A 24,003-nucleotide genomic window follows, 5' to 3' on the forward strand; every position below is an offset into this window, starting at 1 on the left:
CCCGTGCTCTCGGCTCCGGAGCAAGGCTGCGCGGCGGCTCCTGTTCCGGCCGGTGATCCTGTCATCGCTGCTGTCCCCTCGGAGTGCGTTTTCCTCACTCTCCACGGTATTGACCGCACGGTGCGGACGGGCGTTCGTGAGTGTTCGTGACATCCGATTGCGCCGTGTGACAGCGCGTGTGACGCCGTGCGTCCGGCCGACGTCGACGGGGGTCAGTGGGCCGTCGGATCCGCGTCGTTGACGAGCGCGTCGCCCGCCAGCCGCAGCTTGAAGATCCGCGGATTGTGCGAGCTGAGCGTCCTCGCGTTGCGCCAGTGCCGGTCGAGTGCGATCGTCTCGCTCGTCCCGGACGCCCCCAGCGCATCGAAGACGATGGTCGCCGACTCCAGAACGGCATCCGTGATGATCGACTGAGCCTGCGCCACGGCGAGCCAGGAGGCCTGTCGGTCGGCGTCCGATCCCGAGTCGACGTAGCGGTCGACCTGCAGCGCGCTCTGCGCGAGAGCGCTCTCGGCGGCGAACGACAGGGCCGAGACCCGTCCGATCACTTCCAGGATCTGAGGATCGGCCGACGCCTCCGCTCGCGTCCCGTTGTCGTGGGATCGACGCCGCGCGCGCAGGGCCGCGACGCCGTCACGCAGGAGCGCCCGCCCGATCCCGACCAGGAGCGAGTGGAGCACGCTCTGGTAGTACTGCGACTGATAGGTGTAGCGGCTCTCGTAGGGGATCGCGTCGTCGAGCGCGACACGCGCCGCCCGGTAGGTCACGCTGCCGCTCCCGGTCAGCTTCTGCCCGAAGCCGTCCCAGTCGTCGCCGATCTCGACCCCGGGCTGGTCTGCCCGGACGAGCGCGATCACCTTGGTGCCCTCGGGGTCGACGGCGAGCACGGTGAACCACGTCGCGTAGACGCTCCCCGTGGAGTAGTACTTGACGCCGTCCACCGACCATCCGCCGTCGACGGGCGTGATCGTCGTCTCGATCGTGCTCTGCGTGAGGGCCCCGCTCTCGCTCCAGCCGCCGCCGATGATCTCTCCTCGGCCCAGACGTTCGAGCCAGACGGCCGAGCGGGGGTCGTCTCCCGCGTGCACGCGATCCTCGACGAACGAGAAGTGATTCCGCCAGATGTGCGCGAGATTCACGTCGACGGTCGCCAGCTCGGCGAGCAGCAGGAAGAGGTCGGAGAGGCGGGCTCCGAAGCCGCCCAGCGCGACCGGCGTGCGCAGCCGTGCGAAGCCGGCGTCGGTGAGCCAGCGGAGCTGTTCCCGCCCGAGCACGCCGTCGCGCTCGCGTCGAAGCGCGTCCTCGCCGATCCGGGCGAAGATCGGTCGGAAGAGGGCCGCGAGCTCGTGGTAGCGCGCGTCACCGGGAAGACCGGTCTCGAAGGGGACGGGCATCGACTACCGCGCCGCCGAATCCGAAGCGGGCACCTGGGCCGTGACGAGCGACGCCAGCACGGCGCGCGCCACGGCGTCGTTCTCGCGGAAGGACAACGCGTTCGTGCGCGGCCGGGAGAACGCACCGACGAAGGGAGCCGTCGTGAAGGGGCCGATCGCGAAGCGTCGCGGGTGGGGGCTTCCGTCCGCCAGGGTGATCCTGGCGTCGGCGCGGAAGACCGTCACCTTGCCGGTGCGCGTCGTGTGCTCGGCGTCGGCGTGGACCTGCTCGACGCCGCCCCCGCCGCCCACGAGCGATCGGAGCACCGGGTTGTCGCTCGCGGTTGCACGCTCCTCGGGCAGCCAGGCGTCGATGAGCGCGCGGGCGGTGACCACCTCGTCGGTGCTGGTCCCCGTCGCCCGGAAGACGCGCTCCGCCTCGTCCGGGACGACGTCCATTCCCGCGCCGAAGAAAGTGAGGATCCCGGCCTCGGAGAGCGCCAGGATCTCCTCGAGCCGGGGGCCGGGCGGGCCGCTCGCGACGTAGCTGAAGTAGCGCAGCCAACCACCGCCCAGGTCCCGCTCGCGAGAGAGCGCTGTCCAGTTCGGGGAGTCGGTGATGGCGAAGAAGGCTCCGAACGCCTGCAGGAGCGACAGGAAGAGGCCGAGCGTCGCGCTGTGCTCGGGTAGCGTCCGCCTCGCGAGGTCGTCGCGGATGTAGCTCCGGACGATCTCCTGGAGGTCGGCGGACGTGCGACCGCGGACGTCGGCCAGGGGACGGTCGAACCGGGCGAGGTCGAGCCTGTCTCCCGGGTCGACGACGGTCTCCGAGACGAGGCGGCGGTAGTCGTCGCCGAAGGGGTCGACGGCGTCGAATCGCTCGACGAACTCGTCCCAGCCGGCCAGGACGCGTTCCGCGTGACCGGTGAACAGCTCGGCGTAGTAGCCGTGCAGCATCTCTTTGGCGATGGCCGGCCAGACGTGCTGCACGAAGTCGAGGCGCGGGTGCGACGCGGCGATGCCGCCGGCGATCTCCGCTGTGAAGTACCGCGGCTCCGGGCGGACGCCGACGAGGCTCGACGTGATCTTGGCGTGGTAGGGAACGCCGCGCCGCGATCCGACGACGAGGTGCGGCTCGCGCCCGGAGGCAACGTAGCGCAGGCGGTCGCCGATCCGCACGAACCGGCCGCCCCTGCCCTCCCCGAGGAGGACGATCAGGTCGACCGCCGCCAGGCCGAAGCCGCGCACGAGGACCGTCTCGCCCGCGGCCACGGCATCGAGATCGGCGTCCGCGGTGAACGACGGCGGAAGATAGAACAGGCCGTTCCGCGAGGCGAATGCGTCGAGGGCCGCGTGCTCGGGCGCGGCGTCGCTGCCCGAATGCCCCAGGGCGTAGACGACGGCGTCGGCGGTGAGGGCGCCACCCCCGTCCAGCAGGACCCGCTGGCCGCCGTCGCGGAGGTCTTCGACGTCGACGGCGCGCACGCGGTGATGGATCACGCTGATGCTCTCCGGAAGCCCTTCGAGGGTCCGGCGGTGAAACCAGTCGAGGTACAGGCTCTGCAGTCGCCGGGTGGGGAAGCTCTTCGCGTGGAGGCCCCTCAGCTCGTCGGCCAGGAGGGGATCCGTGGCCACCACCCCCGTGATCGTGCCGTCGCGGACACCCGCCGCCCAGTCGGCCAGGGACGGACCGGGAGACACCGGTCCGTCGATGACGCTCGACTCGTCGGTGAACATGGTGACGTCCTCGGCCAGCGAGTTGAGCTTCAGGAGGGCCGACTGCTCGTTCCGCCAGATCCGGCCAGGGCCGGGAGGAAAGGGGTCGACGATGTGCACGGTGACGTCGGGGGCTCCGAGCGCCGAGTGGTTGCGGGCGAATCGCTCCAGCCAGCCGACGCCACGCGGGCCCGCACCGATCAGGACGATCGACCGAGCCGACTGCGACTCAGACACCGGCGGCGGTGGTCTGTCGCCGTTCGGCCGTCGTCCCGGCTCCGCGGCGGGTCAGCGGCGCACGCAGCCCGAGATTCTCGCGCAGCGTGTCCGCCGGATACTCGGTCCAGTAGATGCCGCGCTCCTGCAGGGCGGGAACGAGCTTGTTCACGATGTCGTCGAGGCCGGTCGGGACGAGCCACGGGCTGATGTTGAAGCCGTCGACCACGTGCTGCTCGGAGAACGGGATCAGCTCGTCGGCGATGCTGTCGGCGGTTCCCGCGAAGCCGCGCCTGGTGCCGATCTCGATGACCAGCTCCCGGATCGAGTAGCCCTTCTCGCGACTGAGCGCGCGCCAGGCCGCGGCGGTCTCGATCGCCTTCGCCGCTCGGAAGCCGGCGCCCCGGGTCTCGCCCGTCTCCGTCTGGACCGGATCGAATTCGGGGAGCGGACCGTCAGGGTCGTAGTTCGACAGATCGGTGCCCCAGAGCTGCTCGACGAAGGCGAGGGCGGTCGCGGGCGTGACCTGGTTCTCCCGCACCCAGCGGACCTTGTCGTCGACCTCGGAGGCGCGGTCGGCGATGATGAACTCCTGACCGGGGAAGATCTTGAGGTCGTCGGCCGGGCGTCCGGCTGCCACCGTCCTGGCCCGGATGTCGGCGGCGAAGGTCTTCGCCGCCTCGAACGTGCCGTGCGCGGAGAAGATGACCTCGGCGTTGTGCGCGGCGAAGTCGCGGCCGTCGGCCGAATCTCCCGCCTGGAAGAGGACAGGGTGCTGCTGGGGGCTTCGCGGGAGCGACCCTCGGCGTCGACGGAGTAGTACGCGGTGTCGTAGTGGAACGGCGCGTCCTGTCCGACGGAGTCCCAGATCCTGCGGGCGATCGCGATGACGTCGGCGGCGTGGGTGTATCGGTCGGCGTGGTCGAGGTAGCCGCCGCGACGGAAGTTCGCGCCCGTCCAGGCGTTGTCGGTCGTCACGACGTTCCAGGCGGCGCGGCCTCCGGAGAGGACGTCCAGGCTCTGCAGGCGGTGGGCGAGGTCGACGGGATCGTTGTAGGTCGTGTTCTGCGTCGCCACGAGACCGATCCGGCTGGTGACGGCCGCGAGCGCCGCGAGCTGCGTGAAGGCGTCCGGCCGGCCGGCGACGTCGAGGGCGTGCAGCTTGCCGAGGTGTTCGCGCAGGCGCAGGCCTTCACCGAGGAAGAACGCCGTGAAGAGGCCGCGCTCGGCGGTCTGGATCATGCGCCGGAAGCTCTCGAATTCGGTCTGGGAGCCGCTGTCGGGTGCCGACCAGACGGTGGAGAAGTTGACGCCCTGGAAGAAGATGCCGAACTGGATGCTCATCGGGTGACCTTTGCGAATCGGTTGGCGGGGTGGGAGAGCCCGAGGGTCTCGCGGAGAGTGGCGCCGGCGACCGGCGAGCGGAACACGCCGAGGGCGCGGAGGACCGGCAGGACGGCGCGACCGATTTCGTCGAGGTCGGAGTCGAGGACGGCGGGCCGGATCCGGACGCCGTCGACCACTCGGGACAGTTCGACGAGGAGTTCGCCGAGGCCCGCGGCGGTCCCGACGTAGCGGGCGTGCCCGCTGCCGGGCCACGGCGAGTGGGCGTCGAGTTCGTCGAGGCGCTGCTGGCCGGTGCGGCCGGCGCGGTCGAGGACGACGTCGAGCTGGAGGACGAGGCGCACGTCGTCGCCGTAGCGGGCGCGGGCCGTCTCGGCTGCGTCGCGACCTTCGGCGAGGTCCGCGTCGAGGAGGACGACGTCGACCTCCGCCGCGGTGCCCTCTGCGGCGAACACCACCGACTGCCCCTGCGGGGAACGAGGCAGGATCGAGGGTCCCTTCACGGAGAAACGCTTGCCTTCGAAGTCCGCGTAGTGGAGTCGGTCGCGGTCGAGGTAGCGTCCGGTCGCCACGTCGCGGATCACCGCGTCGTCCTCCCAGGAGTCCCAGAGCCGGCGGACCACCTCGACGACGTCGGCGATCTCGTCTCCGACGTCGCCCGCTGCGAGCGGCGTGCGGCCGTGACGGGCGGCGATCGCGGGGTCCGGGTCCGCCCCGACGATCCACCCGGCGCGCCCGAGCGAGGCGGTGTCGAGGCTCGCCACCTGCGTGGCGACGTGGAACGGCTCGTTGTAGAGCGAGTGGACGACCGGCACGAGGCCGATCGCGCCGGTGAGTGGGGCGCTGAACGAGGCGCGGATCACGGCGTCGGTCCGCGGTGCCGCCGTCGGAAGGGGTGGTCGTCGAAGACGACGGCCGTGAAGCCCGCGCGTTCGGCGGCCTGGACGGAACGCGTCACGGAGCGGGCGGAGAGCAGCTCCGTCGCCGTGGCCGCGGTGACGGACCCGGCCGCGGGGTGGGATCCTGCCCCGTCGACGTCGATCAGGACGGAGAATTCGGATGCGCTCATCTTCAGCACCCTAGGCAGTCCGGCCGGCGCGTGTTGGACGGTCAGCAATGAACGGTAACGCAGCGGTCGTCGCGCGGTCACTCGGCCCCGGCCCGGAGCGCCCGCTCGGGTCAGGGTTGGACGACACCGTCCACGGCGATCTGCACCTTCTCGTTGTAGAACGCCACGTGATCGCGGATCGCTGAGACGGCCGGCTTCGGGTCGGGATACGACCAGGCGATGTCCGTCACCCGGCCGTCCGCCGACGACCAGTAGTCGGTGGCGTACCCCTTGTACGGGCATTCGCTCCAGCCGTCCGACGGGCGAAGAGTTTCGAAGCGCACGTCCTTCCGCGGGACGTACCAGCGCGTGGGCAGCCCGGTCTCGTAGACGACGACGGGCTCCGTGGTCTCCGCCAGGACCGAACCGCCTCGCGAGACGACGACCCGGCGGCTGCTCGGCAGCGCGTCGACCCGATTGTGCGGGTCGCGGGGGTGGGTCATGACGAGTTCGTCCTCCTCGTACCAGGCGTCGAGCACGCCGCGCGACCAGGTGACGGCGAGGTACTCCTCGAGTCCTGGCACATTCCAGCGCCAGGCGGCGTGCTCGATCACCCGGGAGTCGCCGAGGTGCAGGTCGAACCACTGCTCGTCTCCTCCTCTCGGGCGATAGAAGCGCCCGCGCGGAGGTGCTGCGACAGCGGGCGTCAAGAGGTCGGTGCGCACGTGCTCCGCGGGGAAGCCGTACTCGGGCACCTTGTGGCCGGGTTCCCAGACCAGCAGCTGGTGACGGCTGTCGACCACGGCGATGCCGTCGACGACGCCGCGCACCCAGCGATCGCTCGGCTCGAAGCTGAAGTGATCGGGATACGAGGGGAAGCGACGTCTCAGCGACGGCGACTCCTCGGGGCTCCGCCGCAGGGTGGTGAGATCGGGTGTTTCGAAACGGGGAATGGACATCCTGCGGCTCCCGGGAAGTGGGCGGAACACGAACCGGGAAAACTACTCCCCCATCGGCTCGCGCGCTCCTCCGTGACGGTTTGTGAAACCCCGTGACGATCCGCCGCTCGAAGATTACGGCAGTGTTCGCCGCGTTACGACGCCCCTGTTCCGCGCCCCCGTGCCGTGGTTACCGTTCAGGTCGACCCGAGGGGCAGACCATGACAATCCCGACCACCGCACCCAGCCTCGCCGTGTTCTCCCACGTGACGGAGGCACCGCCGGCCCGCGACAGCTACCGCTCGACCCTCGACCTCTTCGCCGCCGCCGAGAGCCTCGGCTACGAGGACACCTGGATTCGGCAGTTCCACCTCCGCAGCGACGACGATCCCTCGCGCGGCGGCCTTCCGTCGCCGTTCGTCTTCCTCGCCGCCGTCGCAGAGCACACCTCGACCATTCGCCTCGGCACGGGCGTCGTGGTGCTGCCGCTCGAGAGTCCGGTCCGCGTCGCCGAAGACGCCGCCGTCCTCGACGCGCTGAGCGGGGGCCGCCTCCAGCTCGGCCTGGCCAACGGGGGTGGCGCCCCTGGGCTCACCGACCTGTTCGCCCCGAAGCGGTCGAACGACGACGTGCAGGATCGCAAGACCGCCTACCTCGACGACGTCCGTCACCTGAAGGACGCTCTCGACGGTCACGAGCTCCTGCCGGACGGTCAGCGACTCAACCCGGCGGCTCCCGGCCTGACGGACCGCATCTGGGAGGCGACGCTGAGCGAGCAGAGCGGCTTCGACGCGGCCACTCGGGGCCACGGAGTCCTGCTCGGCACGACGCAGACGATCCCGGCGGAGGTCACCGCTGCCGCCTACTACCGGGGGCTCCCCGCCGGCGTCGCCCCTCGCGTGGGGATCGCCACGGCGATCTATCCCGCCAAGGATCGCGAGACGGCGCTCCGCGAGGCCCGCGACGGCATCGAGGCGAAGTACGCCTGGGGCGAGAGCTTCCTGCCGAAGGCCACCACGCTCGCCGAGAAGGCCGCTTCGCTCAACCTCCACTACGGCACGGCCGACGACATAGCCGAGTCCATCCTGTCCAAGCCCTACTCCCGCTTCGCCACCCAGCTGCTCGTCCAAGTCGAGCACGGCTACGCCGACTTCGGTCTCCGGCGCGAAGCGCTGGCGCTGTTCGCGAGCGACGTCGCTCCGCAGCTCGGTTGGCACGCCCCCGCCCGCACGCAAGGAGTCCCCGCATGAGCCACGACAGGAACCTCGTCCTGGGCGCGATGCTGTTCTACCCGGGCGGGGAGCACATCACCAGCTGGCGACTCCCCGGCTCCGAGCCGGCCGACTACCTCGACATCGACTACTACAAGCGCTTCGCGCAGACCGCGGAGCGCGGCGGCTTCGCGACGATCTTCATCGCCGACGAGCTGTACGTGTGGGACCGCTTCCCGTCCGGGATCGATCACGCCGTCAACATCCGCACCGAGCCGTTCACCCTCCTCGGCGCCCTGTCGCAGGTCACCGAGAAGATCGGACTCGCCGCCACCGTCTCGACGACCTACAACGAGCCCTACCACGTGGCGCGCAAGCTGGCCTCGCTGGACTACCTGAGCGAGGGACGGGCCGCCTGGAACCTCGTGACGAGCGCGAGCGACGAGGAGGCCTGGAACTTCGGCCGCGACGCCAACCTGGACCACTCCGTGCGGTACCGCCGCGGCGCCGAGTTCGTCGACGTCGTGAAGGGCCTCTGGGACTCCTGGGACGACGACGCCTTCCTCTATGACAGGGAGTCGGGCTCCTTCGCCCGCCGCGACGGGCTGCACGTGCTCGACCACCACGGCGAGTTCTTCGACGTCCGCGGGCCGCTCAACATCGCCCGCCCACCGCAGGGCCACCCTGTCCTGTTCCAGGCCGGCGCCTCGGAGGCCGGTCGCGAACTCGCCGGGGCCACCGCCGAGGGCGTGTTCACGCTCAGCCCCGACGCCCTCGGCGACGCCCAGGACCTCTACGCCGACTACAAGCGACGGGCCACGGCTCACGGTCGCGACCCGGAGGGGATCAAGATTTTGCCCGCCGTCTCACCCGTCATCGGCGAGACCGAACAGGATGCCCTGGCCCGGCTCGACGAGATCGAGGCGCTCACACCCGACCGCATCTCGCTCGATCTGCTGTCGCACTACCTGCAGACCGACCTGAGCGATCGGCCCCTCGACAAGACCTTCGACTTCGAGTTCGACGAGACGAGCGGCAACCAGTCGAAATCGTTCTACGACTCCGTCCGCAGGCTCGTCGGCGAACGCTCGTTCACGCTCCGCGACCTCTACCGGACGATCCTCCGCCGCCGTTTCCTCCCGGGGACTCCCGAGACGATCGCCGACTGGTTGCAGGAGCGGTTCGAGAACGGCGCCGCGGACGGGTTCATGATCGCCTTCTCGTCGGTGCCCCGTGGCGTCGACCAGTTCGTCGACGAGATCGTCCCCGAGCTGGTGCGCCGCGGCATCTATCGAACCGACTACCGCGGCGACACGCTGCGCGACAACCTCGGTCTCCCGCGGCCGGAGTCGTCGCTGCGGACGGGGGTGACGGCATGAGCCGCAGGATGCTCCTCGGGGCGTTCGTCTTCCACCCGGGCGGCGCCCACGTGACGGGCTGGCGCCAGCCGACGTCGCGTCCCGCAGAGCATCTCTCCATCAAGCACTTCCGCCACTTCGCGCAGACCGCGGAGCGCGGAGTGTTCGACACGATCTTCCTCGCCGACGGCCTCTACTTCTGGGACCGCTACCCGTCGGGCGTCGACCACTACGGCGCTCTTCGCCCCGAGCCCTTCACCCTGCTGAGCGCGCTGTCGCAGGTGACCGAGCACATCGGCCTCGCCGCCACGGTCTCGACGACGTACAACGAGCCTTACCACGTCGCCCGGACGCTCGCGTCGCTCGACCACCTGAGCCGGGGGCGGGCCGCGTGGAACCTCGTCACGTCGCGGTACGACGAGGAGGCGAAGAACTTCGGCGGCGACAGCCACCTGGACCACACGCGCCGGTACGAGCGCGGGCGCGAGTTCGTCGACGTGGTCAACGGGCTCCTCGACAGCTGGGACGACGACGCGATCGTCGCGGACGCGGAGAGCGGGATCTTCGCCGACCGCGAGAAACTCCACACGCTGAACCACCGGGGCGAGTTCTTCGACGTCCGCGGGCCCCTCAACATCGCACGCCCGCCGCAGGGTCACCCGGTGCTGTTCCAGGCCGGCGGCTCGGAGTCCGGCCTCGAGCTCGCCGCCGCGACCGCGGACGCCGTGTTCGCCCGCGGTGGCAGCCTGGCGGACTCGCAGGCGTTCTACGCGGACCTCAAGGCACGAACCGAGCGCGCCGGCCGCGATCGCGACCGGCTCTCGATCCTGCCCAGCGTCATGCCGGTCGTCGGCGAGACGCGCGAGGCCGCCCGAGCCGAGGCGGAGGCGATCCTCGCCCTGACTCCGGACGCGCTCATCCTCGAGGCGGTCTCCCACACGATCGGGCAGGATCTCGCGGGTCGGTCCGCTGACGAGCGCTTCGACTACGCCCGCGACTTCGACACGTCGAACGAGACGCGCTCCCGGAGCGCGGTGCTCGACCGCCTGATCGCCGAGGGCTCGGCAACCGCGCGCGAGGTCTACGCCTGGTCCTTCGCCCAGAACACCCTGACCGGAACCGCCGCCGACATCGCGGACCACCTCGAGGAGCGCTTCGAGAACGGCGCCGCCGACGGTTTCGTCGTTCAGTTCCCCCACCTGCCCGGCGGCATCGACGCCTTCGTCGACGACGTGATCCCCGAACTGCAGCGCCGCGGCCTCACCCGCACCTCCTACGAGGAGGCAACGCTCCGCGAGCGGTTCGGCCTCGAGCGGCCCGCCCGCATCACCGCCTGACGCTCTCCCCCGCACAGCTCACCCCGAGCCCGAACGAATCGACACCCGATGATCACCTCCCGCACCCGCCCCCGCCGGGCGACCAGGATCGCCCTCGCGGCGTCCGTCGCCGCGCTGTCCGTGCTGCTGGCCGCCTGCTCCTCCGGCGGCGGCAGCTCGTCGGGGTCGTCCAGCTCCGCTTCGGGCGGCAGCTACACCCTGGGCCTCGCCGAGCCGACCAGCACGATCGACCCCGAGACGACCGGCGACTACAACGCCATGTACGTGGTCGGGCTCGCCTCGGAGGGGCTCATCAGCCAGAACAGCAAGGGCGTCCTGCAGCCGCGGCTCGCGAGCTCGTGGAAGGCCGCGAGCGACGGCCTCTCCTGGACGGTCACCCTCCGGAAGAACGTGAAGTTCAGCAACGGCAAGGCGCTCGGCGCGAAGGACGTCGTCGCGACGTTCGACTCGATCGCCGGCAAGGACAGCCAGTCGCCCGGCGCCTCGAGCTTCCAGGGGATCCTGAAGTCGGTCGCGCCGGGTTCGACGGCCGACACCGTCGTGTTCAGCCTCGACCGCCCGTTCTCCGACTTCCCGTACCTGCTGACCGGGTCGAACACGACGATCCTGCCCGCCTCCTACAAGGCGGGGACGAACTGGATCAAGGATCCCGTCGGCGCCGGTCAGTTCATCCTGGAGAAGTACACCCCGGGCCAGTCGGTGACGTACAAGAAGAACCCCGACTACTGGGACGCCAAACACGTCAAACTGTCGGCCGTCACGATCAACTTCTACGCCGATGCTCAGGCGCAGCTCCTCGCCTTCCAGAGCGGCGAGATCGATCAGGTCGCGTACAGCCCGACGGTCGCGAGCACCCTGAAGGTGGCCGACTACCGCCAGACGACACCCGCCTACAACAAGTTCGACGGCATCTTCCTCAACGTGAAGCAGGCGCCGCTCGACGACGTCGCGGTGCGTCAGGCCATCGCCCTCGCCATCGACCGCAAGGCGATCGTCAAGTCGGTCTACGCCGGGCAGGCCACGGTCGCGGACGACTACCTGTACTTCCCCAACTACGCGGTCCAACCCGACGGTGTGCCTCAGCGCGAGCAGGACCTCGCCAAGGTCAAGCAGCTCCTCGGCGGGAAGAAGGTCAGGTTCACGATCACGACTCTGACCGACGAGAAGACGCTCGCAGAAGTCGTCCAGCAGCAGCTGAATGCGGTGCCCGGCTTCGACGTGAGCATCAAGATCCTCACCAGCGCGCAGTACTACGCCGACGGCGCGAGCACGCCGTGGCTGAACGCTCCCGTGACCATCACGAACTGGGCTCAGCGTCTTCCGTCGCAGTACGTGAACCTGCTCTACAAGACCGGCGCCGCGTGGAACGCCTCGAAGTACTCGAACCCCGCCCTCGAGAAGCTGTCGAACCAGTACGACGAGGCGAAGACGACCGCCGAGAAGCAGACCCTGGCCGACCGGATCGCGACGATCGAGAACACCGACACGGCCGTGATCGTGCCCGCGTTCGCAACCGGATCGTACGTGCTGCAGAAGACCGTCAAGGGCACGTTCTCCGGCCCCCAGGACTTCCCGGGCGGCTTCGACTTCCGCGGTATCTCGAACAGCAAGTAGGACCATGACGACGACCAGCGTGGAACGACGGACGGTCCTGCTCGGCCTGCTCGGCAGACGGATCGTGCAGATTCCCGTCGTTCTGCTGGTCGTGTCGATCTTGACCTTCTGGCTGCTGCAGGTCGTACCGGGCAACCCCGGGCGCAACGCTCTCGGCCAGTACGCGACGGTGGCACAGGTCAGGGCCTGGAACCACACGAACGGCCTCGACGGCTCGCTGGTCGGCCGATACCTCCACTGGATCGGCGGCTTCTTCGCCGGTGACTGGGGGCAGAGCCTGGTGTACTCGACGGCGGTCAAGGAGCTCGTGATCGGGAGGCTCGGCAACTCCCTCCTGCTCGGTCTCTACGCGTTCGTCATCATGGTCCCCGTCGCGATCGCGCTCGGCTCCGCCCAGGCCTATCGCGAGGGCAGGAGGAGCGACCGGGCGATCACCGTCGGCCTCCTGTCGTTGTCGGCGGTCCCCGAATTCGTCGTCGGCGTGGTCCTGCTGCTGGTCTTCGCCGTGTGGCTGCGAGTCGTCCCGGTGCAGTCCGCGGCGGACGCGTCCGGAGACTTCCTGGATCGGCTGCGCGTGATGACGCTCCCGGCTGTGGTGCTCGCACTCGGCTATCTCGCCGTCCTGACCCGGATGGTGCGGAGCGGCACCAGCGAGGCGATCACGTCGCAGTTCCACCGGACCGCCGTGTTGAAGGGGCTCTCGCCGGCCGCCGTCGTCCGGCGGCACGTCATCCGTAACGCGCTCGTGCCGACCCTCTCGGTCCTCGGCATCTACCTCGGCACGCTCCTCGGCGGAAGCGTCATCGTCGAGACCCTGTTCGGCTACCCCGGGCTGGGTGCGCTCCTCGTGACCGCCGCCGAGAGGAAGGACGTCCTCCTCCTCGAGGGCGGCGTCATGATCACCGGCGCGGTGTCGCTCCTCGCGCTGCTGCTCACCGACATCTGCTTCGTCCTCATGGATCCCCGGATCCGCTTCGACGCCCGGGAGTCCCGATGACCGCGACGATTCCCGGATCCGCCGCGCCCGCCGTCGACTCGCTCCAAGCGGACGCCTCGGAGGCCGCTCCCGGCGGCAGCCGGTTCCGCAGCCTGCTCCGACGCCCGTCGTTCATCGTGAGCGTCCTCATCGTCGTGTGGTGGGTGGTCGCGGCGATCGGCTGGCACCTGGTCGGTCTGCAGCCGTACGCCAAGACCGGCGAACTCCTCGCGAGTCCGACCTGGGCGCACCCGTTCGGCACCGACAACCTCGGCCGCGACATGTTCGCGCGCGTCGTGGCGGGAGCCGGGCCCGCGCTCCTCATCGGCCCGTTCGGCGCCCTGCTGGCCACGATCATCGGCGGGGCGCTCGGGCTCGTCGCCGGGTACTACCGGGGTGTCGTCGACACGCTCATGATGCGGTTCTTCGACGTCCTCCTCGCCCTTCCGAGCCTCATCTTCCTCGTCGTCCTGGTCGGCGCCTTCGGCATCGGCCCCGGCGCCCTCATCCTGATCGTCGGCATCCTGTTCGCGCCCGGGATCGCGCGCATCATCCGGGCGGCGACGCTCGTCGAGATGGGCAAGAGCTACGTGACGGCGGCCAAGCTTCAGGGCGAGAGAGACGTCCGCATCCTGTTCCGCGAGCTCCTCCCGAATGTCTTGCCGAACCTCGTCATCCAGGCCACCCTGAGCCTCGCGGCGGCCGTCTTCATCACCGCCTCGCTGTCGTTCCTCGGTCTCGGATCCCAACCGCCGTCGGCCGACTGGGGGCTTGCCATCAACGAGAATCGCGTCTACCTGCAGACGGCGTGGTGGACGGTCGTGTTCCCCGCCGTCGGCGTCGCCTCGCTCGTCGTCGCCGCCAATCTCATCGCCGACAACATCCGCGAGGTCTCCCGATGACCGCCGCCGCCGTCCAGGTCGACGACCTCCACGTCTCGTACTCGACCTCCCGCTCGTCCACCGAGGTCGTGTGCGGCGTCTCGTTCTCCATTGCACCGGGTGAGGCCTACGGTCTCGTCGGGGAATCGGGTTCGGGGAAGAGCACCATCGCCATGGCCTTGACGGGCTACCGCGTCGCCGGCGCGACGGTGACCGCCGCCGGGCTGACGGTCGCCGGCCTCGACGTCCTCAGCCTGTCCGCGCCCGAGCTCCGAGCGTTCCGAGCGCGCAGGATCGGCGTGGTCTACCAGGAGCCGGCCCGCGCTCTCAACCCGACGATGGCCGTCGGGGCGCAGGTCGCAGAGGTCTTCCGCCTGCGCGGAGACGATCGCAGGATCGCCAGACGCGAGACCATCGCGGCGCTGACCCGGGTCGGGCTCCCGGATCCTGCGGCCCTCTCCTCGAGGTACCCGCACGAGCTCTCCGGCGGCCAGCAGCAACGCGTCGTCATCGCGATGGCTCTGGCGGTGTCGCCCGAGCTGTTGATCCTCGACGAGCCGACGACCGGTCTCGACGCGCGTGTCGAGACCGAGGTCATGGCGCTGATCGACCGGCTGCGCGCCGAACTCGGCTTCGCCACCCTCCTCATCAGCCACAACCTGCCCCTGGTCGCGGCTCACTGCCAGAGGATAGGAGTCCTGGAGCGGGGTGTCCTGGTCGAACACGGGGCCGCCGCCGACGTGCTGCTGAACCCCGAGCACGCGTACTCGAAGAAGCTGGTGGCCGCGCTGCCGGATCTGGCGTTCACGACTCCCCGCAGGGCCGAGAGCCCGGTCAGGGGCGCGACACCTCTCGTCACCGTGACCGGCCTGGCCAAGTCGTACGGCGGCAAGCGCGCCCTCGACGACGTGTCGCTGACGATCGGCCGCAACGAGATCCTCGGGATCGTCGGCGAGTCCGGCAGCGGCAAGTCGACCTTCGGGCGCGCACTGGCCGGACTTCTCCGGCACGAGGGCCAGGTGGAGTTCACCGACTCGTTCGAGCGTCGGCGTCCTGCCCGCCCGCTGGTGCAGATGGTCTTCCAGAGTCCGGACGCCTCGCTGAACCCCCGGCGAACGGTTCGGCAGGTCTTCAGCCGGTCGATCGAGCTCCTCGGGGGCACCGGGACGGCCGAGTCGCTCGCGGAGTCGACGGGTCTCGATCCGGCGCTTCTCGAGCTGCTTCCGCACGAGCTCTCGGGTGGCCAGAAGCAGCGCGTGGCGATCGCGCGCGCTTTCGCCGGACCGGTGCCCCTGGTCGTCTGCGACGAGCCGACGAGCGCGCTCGACGTCTCGGTGCAGGCGCGGATCCTCGACCTGCTTCAGGAACTCCAGGAGCGCACCGGCGTCTCGTATGTCTTCATCTCGCACGACCTGGCCGTCGTGCGCCGCCTGTCCGATCGCATCGGCGTTCTGCACGAGGGTCGGCTTGTCGACCTCGCACCGGCCGAGGATCTCTTCACCGGGCGGGTGGATCCGTACACCGAGTCGCTGATCGCCTCGGCGGTCGACCTGCGGGCCCGAGCCGCGGCGGGATCCTGAGAGAGCGGGCCTACGCGTCCGTCACGTCACCCGTCTCCCCCGCGAGGACGAGGCCACTCCGTCGCAAGGACCGCCGCGCGCGACTTCGGACCGAAGCGACCGGGCACAGCCGACTCATAGCGTCGAAGCATGATCGTTCTGCTCTCCGACCCCCGAGTCCACGCCGTCCCCGTGCGAGAGAGCGGCGAGCCTCTCGTCCGCCTCGGCGAGGAGTTCGGCTCGGCCCGCGCACTCGTCAGACGCTCGCTGGCCGATCGTCTCCGCGCCGCACGGGCCGACCTCCCCCGAGGAATCGGAATCCGTGTCCAGGAGGGGCACCGCTCTCCGCTCGACCAGGCCGGCATCATCCGCGACTACTCGGCCCGGCTGCGACGGATCCACCCCGCCATCGACGCCGACCGTCTCCGCACCCTGACGAGTCGGTTCGTCTCTCCTCTCGAGGTCGCGCCCCACGTCGCCGGCGCAGCCGTCGACCTCACCCTGGTCGACGCCGACGGTCTCGACCTCGACCTCGGGACGCCGATCGACGCCACCCCGGAGCAGAGCGACGGCGGCTGCTACTTCGCGGCAACAGGAATCGGCGACGTCGCCGTCCGGAACCGCGCGCTCCTCGGGAACGCCCTCGCCCCGGCCGGGTTCGTCAACTATCCGACCGAGTGGTGGCACTGGAGCTACGGCGATCGGTACTGGGCGCTGATGACCTCCGCGCCCGCAGCCGTCTTCGGCCCGGTCGACGCGCTCGAGGTCGTCGCGTGAGCGGCCCGCACCGCCCGGAGTCGCTCCGACGCCCGGTACGCCTCGAGATCGATTCCGACGCCATCGCCGCCAACACGCGCCTGATCGACGCGGCCACGAACGCCGACCTGCTGGCCGTCGTCAAAGGGGACGGCTATGGTCACGGTGCCGAGACCGTCGCCCGCGCGGCCGTCCGAGGCGGCGCCAGGTGGCTCGGGGTCACCGGCGTCGACGAGGGGCTGCGCCTGCGCGAGGCAGGCCTCGCGGTTCCGATCCTGAGCTGGCTCCACGCCGGCCGGCTCGACGTCGCCACGGCTCAGGCCGAGTGCATCGACGTGGCGATCGGCTCGTTCGAGGACCTCGCCGACGCTGTGCGCACGGCGCGCGGTCTGCGCGTGCACGTGCTGGTCGACACCGGCCTGGCCCGCGAAGGATTCGCCGAGTCCGACTGGCCGCGCGCGGCCGAGCTCCTGGCCGCCGCCGAGAGACGGCGCAGGATCCGAGTGGTCGGCCTCATGAGCCACCTCGCCCTGGCGGAGCATCCGGGAGACCCGGCGAACGCCCGGCAGAGGGCGGCGTTCGGGCGCGCGCAGGCGCTGATGCGGTCGGCGGGCCTGGCACCCTCGATCCTGCACCTGGCGGCCACCGCAGCGACCCTCACCGCGAAGGAGACGCCGGGCACCCTCGCCCGAGTCGGGGCGGGCCTGGTCGGGATCGACCTCAGCGGTACGCACCTCCTGGACCCCGCCATGACCTTGACGGCGCCGCTCCTCGACGTCCGCGACGTCGCCGCGGGCACGGCGAGCGGCTACGGGCACCTCTGGCGCGCCGACCGCGACACCCGGCTCGGCCTGGTGCCGGTCGGCTACGCGGACGGACTCCCCGCGCCGCTGCACCTCGAGCGGAGGTGCTCGTGCGCGGCCGTCGCGTGCCCGTGGTCGGGGCGATGTCCATGAACGCGCTCGTCGTCGACCTCGGCCCCGTCGGCCCCGGCGACCCGGGCGAAGAGGTCACCGTCTTCGGCGGGTCGACTGCGGTCGCGCCGACCGTGGGCGACTGGGCCGCCTGGGCCGGAACCCTTCCGCAGGACGTCGTGACCGCCGTCGGCCGCGCGCTGCCTCGCCACGTGGTGGGAGCTTCATCCGTGCGTGACGGTCGCGCCGCCGAGCGGAGGTCGGCGTGAACGCCCGCCGGCGGATCGCCGTGCTCGGCGGGGGCCGCAGCAGCGAGCACGACGTCTCCCTGACCTCCGCCCGGTCGGTCGCGGAGGCGCTCGATCCCGAACGGTACGTCGCTGTTCCGTTGACGCTGGAACGCTCGAACCTTTGGACCGACGGCATCGGGCGCGAACGGAACCTGTCGGAAGCGGTCGAGGTGCTCGCGTCCTGCGATGTCGCCGTCCCGATGTTCCACGGGATCGGCGGCGAGGACGGCACGATCGCCGCCCTCTGCGACCTCGTCGGCCTCCCCTACGTCGGCTCCGGCGTCCTGGCCGGCGCCGCGGGAATGGACAAGTGGATCACGAAGCTGGTCGCCCAGGCGCTCGGGATCGTGACGGCTCCCGGGATCCTGCTCACGCGCTCCTCGGCGCGCGAGTTCGCGTGGTCCGGGCCCGTGGTCGTCAAGCCGGTGACCGGGGGCTCCAGCCACGGTGTCGTCCTGGTCCGCGAACCGACGGAGCTCGACGCCGCCCTGGCCGCGGCGTTCGCCCTCGACGAGCGCGTCCTGGTCGAGTCCGTGCTGAGCGGCCGGGAGATCGACATCCCCGTTCTCGGCGGCGCGAACGGTCCGCGCACCGGGCCGGCGGTCGAGATCGTCGTCGACGGCCTGTTCGACTTCGACACGAAGTACGGCGGGGCTGCCGACCTCCGGATCCCGGCGCCACTCTCCGCGGAAGCGCTCGTGGCGCTCGAGACGGCAGCGGTGACCATGTACGAAGGGCTCGGCTGCCGAGGGGTCGCCCGGATCGACTTCTTCCTGACCGACGAGGGGCCCGTCCTCAACGAGGTGAACACGGCGCCCGGCTTCACCTCCGAGTCGCAGGTGCCGCGCAGCTTCGCGGCCGCCGGGCTGGGCTACCGGGAGCTGCTCACCGAACTCATCGAGGTGGCTGTCGCCGGGGCGGACGACGCTAGGGTAACCGTCGAGGGAGGACGATCGAAGCGATGAAGCACGACTGGGCGCGCACGTTCTCCTCGCGCGTGTTCCGCGTCGACCTGATCACCGGTCTCGTCCTCGCCGTCCTGGGCCTGGTGCCCGGATGGCTCGACCTCACCCAGCCGCACCTGAGCACCGTCGTGCTGGCCGTGGTCGCCACAGCCCTGCGTCGGTCCACGCCGGGCATCGCCCTCGGCGTGACCTGGGTCATGGCCGTCTCCCAGATCTGGCTCGGCGAACGACCGAGCCTCATCGCGGTGACCTACATCCTCGTGCTGTACGCCGTCGCCCGCGTCGGCAACCGGTGGGAGGGCTTCGCCGGCGGAGTCTCCGTCGTCTTCGGCGGCATCATCGCCTCGTTCTACCTCTATCGCACCGGCGCGCGCTTCACCGAGTTCGCCTACGGATCGCCCGCGCAGACCATCGTCGTGCTGCTCGCTCCGCCGGCCGTCCTCGGCTTCGCCTGGCTGGCCGGGCTCACCGTCCGATTCTTCCGCTCTCGGGGCGACGAGTCCGAGCTGCGCATCGTCGCCGAGACGGAGGCCCACCGGGCCCTCGACCTCGCCGCCGAGGAGCGCGCCCGCACCACGATGGCGCGCGACGTCCACGACATCGTCGGGCACTCCTCGCCGTCATCATCGCCCAGGCCGACTCGGTGGAGTTCCTGGACGACACCGACCGCATCCGAAAAGTCAACGCCACCATCGCCGAGACCGCGAGGCGGTCGCTGCGCGAGGTCCGCGACGTCCTCAGCGGCACGTCGGCGAGCGCGTCCGAAGGCGAGCCCCAGGATCTCACGGCACTGGTCGAGCAGGTCAGGGCGGCGGGCGTCGTCGTCGAGCACCAACAGAGGGGCGAACGGCGGGTTCTCGATCCCTCTCGTTCGGTGGTCGTGCGCCGGGTCGTCCAGGAGATGCTGACCAACGCGCTCCGCCACGGCGTACCGGGTGCTGCGATCGAGTTCCGCGAGGCGTGGCGATCCGGCGACGTCGTGCTCGAGGTCGAGAACCAGGTCGTCGCGACGCCGACGTCGGGCGGCGGCCTCGGCGTCGAGGGGATGCGGTCGAGGGTTGCGGCGGTCGGGGGATTCCTCGAGGCCGAGGCGCTCGACGGCGTGTTCACCGCGCGGGCGAGGATCCCGCTGCCGGCAGCCAACGATGTTCTCACGGAGGACGCATGATCACGATCGTGCTGGTCGACGACCAGGAACTCTTCCGGGGAGGCGTCCGCGTCGCCCTCGACGCCCAACCCGACATGACCGTGGTCGGCGAGGCCTCGGACGGGCTGGAGGGCCTCGCGATGATCGCTCGCACGAAGCCCGACATCGTGCTGCTCGATATGCGCATGCCGGTGCTCGACGGCCTGGAGACGGTCCGCACCCTGTACGGCCCCGAGGGGCCGCAGGATCCGCCGCGCGTCATCGTCCTCACCACCTTCGCGCTCGACGCCGCGGCGGCCACGGCCATCCGCGCGGGAGCCAGCGGTTTCGTGCTGAAGGACGCCACCCCCGCCTTCCTCGCCGCCGCCGTCCGAGCCGTCCACGCCGGGAGCGCCGTGCTGGCCCCGGACGAACTCGGGCAGCTCTTCGGGCTCGACGTCGAGAAGGCCCCCGCGCCACCGCCTCCCCCGGCGTTCCGCACGCTGACCGCTCGTGAACGCAACGTCTTCGACCTCGCAGCGCGCGGGTTCTCCAACACCGAGATCGCCACTCGGGAGTTCGTGAGCGAGTCGACCGTCAAGACGCACATCTCGAACGTCCTGGCCAAGCTCGAGTTGCGCAACCGCGTGCAGCTCGTCGTCTACGCGCACGACAACCGGTTGCTGGGTCGCTGACGGCTCAGCCGACGGCGGCCCGCGTCGGCCGGGTGAGGATCTCGGCTCCTCCGTCGGTGATGGCGATGGTGTGCTCGCTGTGCGCCGTCCGGCAGCCGGTCGCGCTCCGGAGCGTCCACCCGTCGGCATCGGTGACGAGCTCGTCGGTGTCGAGCATGACCCAGGGTTCGAGTGCCAGCAGGAGTCCCGGTCGGAGCCGGTAGCCGCGGCCGGGGCGCCCGGTGTTCGACACGTGGGGATCCTGATGCATCGTCGATCCGATGCCGTGCCCGCCGAACTCGACGTTGATCGAGTACCCCGCCTGCTCGAGGACGGTGCCGATGGCGTGCGACAGATCGCCGATGCGCGCCCCGGGACTGCGGCCTCGACACCCGCGGCCAGCGCGCGTTCGGTCGCGGTGATCATCGCGACGCTCTGGGCGGGTCGCGCATCGCCCACGACGAAGCTGATGGCGGAGTCGGCGGCGACCCCGTTCAGCGAAACGGCCAGGTCGAGGGTCAGCAGGTCGCCGTCGGCGAGCGCTTGGTCGCGGGGAAGCCCGTGGAGGACGGCGTCGTTCACCGCCGTGCAGATGGAGTGCCCGAACGGACCGCGTCCGAACGACGGCGCATAGTCGACGTAGCAGGACGCCGCCCCCGCCTCGACGATCATGGCCCGGGCCCACTCGTCGATCTCGAGCAGGTTCGTTCCCACCGTGGTGCGGTGCCGGAGCGTCTGCAGGATGTCGGCGACCAGAGCGCCGGTCTCTCGGGCTCGGGCGAGTTCGGTCGGATTCAGGATCTCGATCATGGCTGTCTTCCTCGTGTGACCAATAACTATCCCGGTCATGTTATCCCGGGATTGCTATCCCGGTACTAGAGTCGTGGTCATGGTCAGGTTGCCGCTCACCCCCTCGGACGTCGATCGTGGGCGCCGTCTCGGCGCACTGCTCCGCCGGGCCCGCGGAGACCGCTCGATGCTCGAGACGGCCCTCGACGCCGGCATCTCCCCCGAGACGCTCCGCAAGATCGAGACGGGCCGCGTCGCGACCCCCGCCTTCCCGACCATCGCCGTGATCGCCGACGTCCTCGGGCTCTCACTCGATTCGGTGTGGGCCGAGATCCGCCCGGCCGCCGGGGCCGACGAGCCGGGCCGGGCGAGAGGCGTCGATCCCGAGCGCTTGGCCTCCTGACAGCGGAGCGTCGCGCAAGCGGGCTCAGGGGAAGGTGGCCGGAAACAGCTCCTCCGGCGTCCTGTGCCAGGCGTCACGCCCCGAGTACGCGGTGCGCAGGCGGGCGAAGAGCCGTTGCGCTTCCTCGCGGAGCGCGGCCAGATCGACTCCGGGAAGAGCGCCGTCGCGCATGACCGTCCGTCCGGCCACCATCGAGAACCGGGCACCGCGCGCCGTGCCGTTCATCACGAGGGTGCGGACCGGATCGTCGAGCACTCCGTCCCGGAAGTCGTCGAAGCCGAACGCCACGAGATCCGCCTGCGCTCCGGCGGCCACGCGACCGAGATCGCTCCGCCCGAGGGCGTCCGCTCCCCGGAGAGTGGCCGCGCGGAGGTAGTCGTCGATGCCTGCGGCGTCGAGACGGCCGTCGACGAGCTTGGCCACGTTGTGACCGACGTCGATGCCACGCACGAGGTCGGGCGGGAAGGAGTCCGTGCCCAGCGCGATCCTGATCCCGGCGTCCCGGAATCGCGCGAACGATTCCAGGGCGACCCCGTAGCGGAGCGAGGTCAACGGGCAGTGCACGATCGACACCCCGTTCTCGGCCAGGAGGCGCAGCCCGACCTCGGGCTCTCCGATCGGGACGACGCCGTTCGCCCGGTCACGGGCGTCGACATCCGGCCGCCCGTCCAGGTAGATGGCGTGGGGGATCAAAAGGTTGGGACCGAGGACGTCGAGTCGATCCATCATCTGGAGAGGGGTCTCGGACGACCGCTCCGCGAGGCGGTCGCGCTCCTCCAGACCCTGGAGAGCGTGGAGTCGCACGACCACGCCGAGGTCCCGCCCGGCCTGGGCGGTGTCGCGGAGGAGGGCGTCGTCGAGCGTCTCGATCCGGCAGGGCACGAGCGCACCGGAGATCAGGCCGGACTGCCGTGCGTCCACCCAGTTCAGGAAGCGAAGGGCTCCGTCGAACCCCGAGCGACCTCGGTCCGGCCGCCAGTTCACGCTGCGCCGACCCTGCGAGTCGACGACTCCCACGCCCGAGCGGTAGCTCGGACCTGCGACGAGGCGGATCCCGAGCACCTCGGCCTCCTCCGCCAACGCCACCAGGTCGTCGAACGACTCGGCCCAGTCGCTGTGGACCTCGCTGGCGATGGGCAGACAGGTGGTGATGCCGTGGCAGAGCAGCTGAGCCAGGGCGAAGCGGCGGATGGTCCGTCGCTCCTCGGCTGTGAAGACGGCGCGCGGGCCCGACTCGGCGTAGTCGGCCGACCAGCTGAAGCCACGAGAGTGCTCGGCTGACGACCACGAGTCGAGCAGGGCGTGATCGATGTCGGCGACCGCGTCCAGGTCGATGAGCCCCGGCAGGAGGAGCGCGTTGCCCAGGTCGACGACCTCGTCGCCGGTCGCTTCGCTGCCCACCGGCCCGACGGCGGTGATGAGGGAGCCGTCGACGACGACCTCCGCTCGGCCGAGCAGACGATGGTCGCCCGTCGCCTCGTCGAATCCCAGCACGTGATCCGCGCGGATCCTGGTGGTCACGACTCCGGCTCGCCTGTGTCGACGGCGAGGACGCCGCGTTCCCCGGGCGTCTGATCCTGTACCGGACGGCCGCCGAGAGCGGCTGCGCCACGAGCGAATCGCTCCCGCGGGGACGCGTCGGTCTGCGGCGCGGAGGGCACCGCGACGCGACTCAGCGCGAGGAGTTCCGGCACGCTGGCGTGTGGCTCGTACGACAGCCACCCGTCGTCGAGGAACGGCACGTCGAACGCCGCGCGGTGCAGGTCGAGCGTGATCGCGCACGATGCCGTGACGAGACCGAGGATGGTCTTCCAGTCGACGACGCCGGTGCCGACGGGGACCAGGTGCCGGGCGAATCCCCGGTCCGTGCGTTCCAGAGCCGCGTCGTCGACGAACAGGGTGTGAGTGACGTTCAGCACGCGGCGGGCGGCCACCACCGGATCCTCCAGGCCGACGAGGAGGTTGACCGGACTGAAACCGAGCAGCAGTCCGGGGGCGACGTCGGTGAGGGCGACGGCCTCGTGGCTCGACATCTCCTCGTGCGTCTTCAGAACGAGACGGACGCCGGACTCCGCAGCGACCGTCACCGCCTCGGCGAGGAAGCGCCCGGCGGAGGCGAGCTGCTCGCCGAACGGCACCTCGGTGTCCGTCCGGTCGTCGAGGGCACCGACCGTGATGTGAAGCGCGTCGATCCCGGCCAGCCGTGCAGCTCGGGCGACGCGGCCGACGCCCGAGAGGAGGCTCCCCTCCCCGAGTTCGGCGAGCGCGGCCGAACGCTCGGGGCGCCGCGGATTGACCACGCCCAGTGTCGCCGTCAGCTCGACGCCCGCGGTGGCCGCGTCGGCGCCGGCCCGAATCAGCTCGCCGGGGTCGAGCGCTTCTGACAACCAGGTCAGCGACGGCACCTGCAGCCGCGACGCTCCCGCCCGGGTCGTCGCGGAGAGCGCGTCCGCGAGGTCGCGGTTCTCCCCGGGCAGGTCGCGCAGGATCACGCCGAACGGTCTCTCCGACAGGA

General features: G+C 70.6%; 20 protein-coding genes and 3 pseudogenes. 14 read left to right on the top strand and 9 right to left on the bottom strand.

Annotated features, from left to right (window positions below; genetic code table 11):
• Positions 1-212: 212 nt before the first annotated feature.
• The 6 genes and pseudogenes from QUE79_RS17020 to QUE79_RS17045 all read right to left on the bottom strand — a co-directional run bounded on the left by QUE79_RS17020 (position 213) and on the right by QUE79_RS17045 (position 6,656).
• On the bottom strand, positions 213-1,394 hold the full coding sequence (locus QUE79_RS17020) for an acyl-CoA dehydrogenase family protein (protein ID WP_286344094.1): 1,182 nt from the start codon (positions 1,392-1,394) through the stop codon (positions 213-215).
• Between the two features lie 3 nt (positions 1,395-1,397).
• Positions 1,398-3,326: an FAD/NAD(P)-binding protein gene (locus QUE79_RS17025; protein WP_286344095.1), complete on the bottom strand. Its 1,929-nt coding sequence runs from the start codon at positions 3,324-3,326 to the stop codon at positions 1,398-1,400.
• Positions 3,319-4,649: pseudogene (locus QUE79_RS17030) on the bottom strand (LLM class flavin-dependent oxidoreductase). The gene QUE79_RS17025 and the pseudogene QUE79_RS17030 overlap by 8 nt, the downstream one beginning before the upstream one ends.
• Positions 4,646-5,512, bottom strand: a complete 867-nt coding sequence (locus tag QUE79_RS17035) for an LLM class flavin-dependent oxidoreductase (protein WP_286344096.1) — start codon at positions 5,510-5,512, stop codon at positions 4,646-4,648. Before QUE79_RS17035 ends, QUE79_RS17030 begins: the two are co-directional and overlap by 4 nt.
• The gene (locus QUE79_RS17040) at positions 5,509-5,718 is read right to left on the bottom strand and encodes a hypothetical protein (protein WP_286344097.1); all 210 of its coding nucleotides are present in this window, start codon (positions 5,716-5,718) and stop codon (positions 5,509-5,511) included. Before QUE79_RS17040 ends, QUE79_RS17035 begins: the two co-directional genes overlap by 4 nt.
• A 110-nt stretch (positions 5,719-5,828) precedes the next feature.
• Positions 5,829-6,656, bottom strand: coding sequence for a DUF427 domain-containing protein (locus QUE79_RS17045; RefSeq protein ID WP_286344098.1), 828 nt, complete (start codon positions 6,654-6,656; stop codon positions 5,829-5,831).
• Positions 6,657-6,856: 200 nt separating this feature from the next.
• On the opposite strand from QUE79_RS17045, the gene QUE79_RS17050 reads away from it, so the two are divergent.
• The 13 genes and pseudogenes from QUE79_RS17050 (at position 6,857) to QUE79_RS17110 (ending at position 20,317) form a co-directional block, all read left to right on the top strand.
• The gene (locus tag QUE79_RS17050) at positions 6,857-7,885 is read left to right on the top strand and encodes an LLM class flavin-dependent oxidoreductase (protein WP_286344099.1); all 1,029 of its coding nucleotides are present in this window, start codon (positions 6,857-6,859) and stop codon (positions 7,883-7,885) included.
• Positions 7,882-9,225: an LLM class flavin-dependent oxidoreductase gene (locus tag QUE79_RS17055; protein WP_286344100.1), complete on the top strand. Its 1,344-nt coding sequence runs from the start codon at positions 7,882-7,884 to the stop codon at positions 9,223-9,225. Before QUE79_RS17050 ends, QUE79_RS17055 begins: the two co-directional genes overlap by 4 nt.
• Positions 9,222-10,541 carry an NtaA/DmoA family FMN-dependent monooxygenase gene (locus QUE79_RS17060; RefSeq protein WP_286344101.1) on the top strand — a complete coding sequence of 440 codons (1,320 nt, stop codon included), beginning with the start codon at positions 9,222-9,224 and terminating at the stop codon, positions 10,539-10,541. The genes QUE79_RS17055 and QUE79_RS17060 overlap by 4 nt, the downstream gene beginning before the upstream one ends.
• A 48-nt stretch (positions 10,542-10,589) precedes the next feature.
• On the top strand, positions 10,590-12,155 hold the full coding sequence (locus tag QUE79_RS17065) for an ABC transporter substrate-binding protein (protein ID WP_286344102.1): 1,566 nt from the start codon (positions 10,590-10,592) through the stop codon (positions 12,153-12,155).
• Between the two features lie 4 nt (positions 12,156-12,159).
• A complete protein-coding gene (locus QUE79_RS17070) occupies positions 12,160-13,152 on the top strand; it encodes an ABC transporter permease (RefSeq protein ID WP_286344103.1) in 993 nt (330 codons plus the stop codon).
• Positions 13,149-14,033: an ABC transporter permease gene (locus QUE79_RS17075; protein ID WP_286344104.1), complete on the top strand. Its 885-nt coding sequence runs from the start codon at positions 13,149-13,151 to the stop codon at positions 14,031-14,033. Before QUE79_RS17070 ends, QUE79_RS17075 begins: the two co-directional genes overlap by 4 nt.
• The gene (locus QUE79_RS17080; protein WP_286344105.1) at positions 14,030-15,592 is read left to right on the top strand and encodes an ATP-binding cassette domain-containing protein; all 1,563 of its coding nucleotides are present in this window, start codon (positions 14,030-14,032) and stop codon (positions 15,590-15,592) included. The genes QUE79_RS17075 and QUE79_RS17080 overlap by 4 nt, the downstream gene beginning before the upstream one ends.
• Before the next feature lie 129 nt (positions 15,593-15,721).
• A complete protein-coding gene (locus tag QUE79_RS17085; protein ID WP_286344106.1) occupies positions 15,722-16,348 on the top strand; it encodes a M15 family metallopeptidase in 627 nt (208 codons plus the stop codon).
• Positions 16,345-17,510 (top strand): annotated as a pseudogene (gene alr / locus QUE79_RS17090) (alanine racemase). Before QUE79_RS17085 ends, alr begins: the two are co-directional and overlap by 4 nt.
• Positions 17,507-18,496 carry a D-alanine--D-alanine ligase family protein gene (locus QUE79_RS17095; protein ID WP_286344107.1) on the top strand — a complete coding sequence of 330 codons (990 nt, stop codon included), beginning with the start codon at positions 17,507-17,509 and terminating at the stop codon, positions 18,494-18,496. The pseudogene alr and the gene QUE79_RS17095 overlap by 4 nt, the downstream one beginning before the upstream one ends.
• Positions 18,493-19,404, top strand: a complete 912-nt coding sequence (locus QUE79_RS17100) for a DUF7134 domain-containing protein (protein ID WP_286344108.1) — start codon at positions 18,493-18,495, stop codon at positions 19,402-19,404. Before QUE79_RS17095 ends, QUE79_RS17100 begins: the two co-directional genes overlap by 4 nt.
• Entirely contained in the window at positions 19,398-19,664 is a 267-nt protein-coding gene (locus QUE79_RS17105; protein WP_286344109.1) for a sensor histidine kinase, read from the top strand. The genes QUE79_RS17100 and QUE79_RS17105 overlap by 7 nt, the downstream gene beginning before the upstream one ends.
• The gene (locus QUE79_RS17110; RefSeq protein ID WP_286344110.1) at positions 19,661-20,317 is read left to right on the top strand and encodes a response regulator transcription factor; all 657 of its coding nucleotides are present in this window, start codon (positions 19,661-19,663) and stop codon (positions 20,315-20,317) included. Before QUE79_RS17105 ends, QUE79_RS17110 begins: the two co-directional genes overlap by 4 nt.
• A 4-nt stretch (positions 20,318-20,321) precedes the next feature.
• On the opposite strand, the pseudogene map reads toward QUE79_RS17110, so the two are convergent.
• Positions 20,322-21,106 (bottom strand): annotated as a pseudogene (gene map / locus QUE79_RS17115) (type I methionyl aminopeptidase).
• 79 nt (positions 21,107-21,185) lie between these two features.
• On the opposite strand from map, the gene QUE79_RS17120 reads away from it, so the two are divergent.
• Entirely contained in the window at positions 21,186-21,488 is a 303-nt protein-coding gene (locus QUE79_RS17120) for a helix-turn-helix domain-containing protein (RefSeq protein ID WP_286344111.1), read from the top strand.
• A 24-nt stretch (positions 21,489-21,512) separates the two neighbouring features.
• Here the strand turns inward: QUE79_RS17120 and QUE79_RS17125 are convergent, their stop codons facing one another.
• Positions 21,513-23,009: a chlorohydrolase family protein gene (locus QUE79_RS17125; RefSeq protein WP_286344112.1), complete on the bottom strand. Its 1,497-nt coding sequence runs from the start codon at positions 23,007-23,009 to the stop codon at positions 21,513-21,515.
• Complete coding sequence (locus QUE79_RS17130) at positions 23,006-23,980, bottom strand: apurinic/apyrimidinic endonuclease family protein (RefSeq protein ID WP_286344113.1); 975 nt, start codon at positions 23,978-23,980, stop codon at positions 23,006-23,008. Before QUE79_RS17130 ends, QUE79_RS17125 begins: the two co-directional genes overlap by 4 nt.
• Positions 23,981-24,003: the final 23 nt, after the last annotated feature.

The organism is Frondihabitans sucicola (genome assembly GCF_030296615.1).
GTDB classification, from domain to species: domain Bacteria; phylum Actinomycetota; class Actinomycetes; order Actinomycetales; family Microbacteriaceae; genus Frondihabitans; species Frondihabitans sucicola.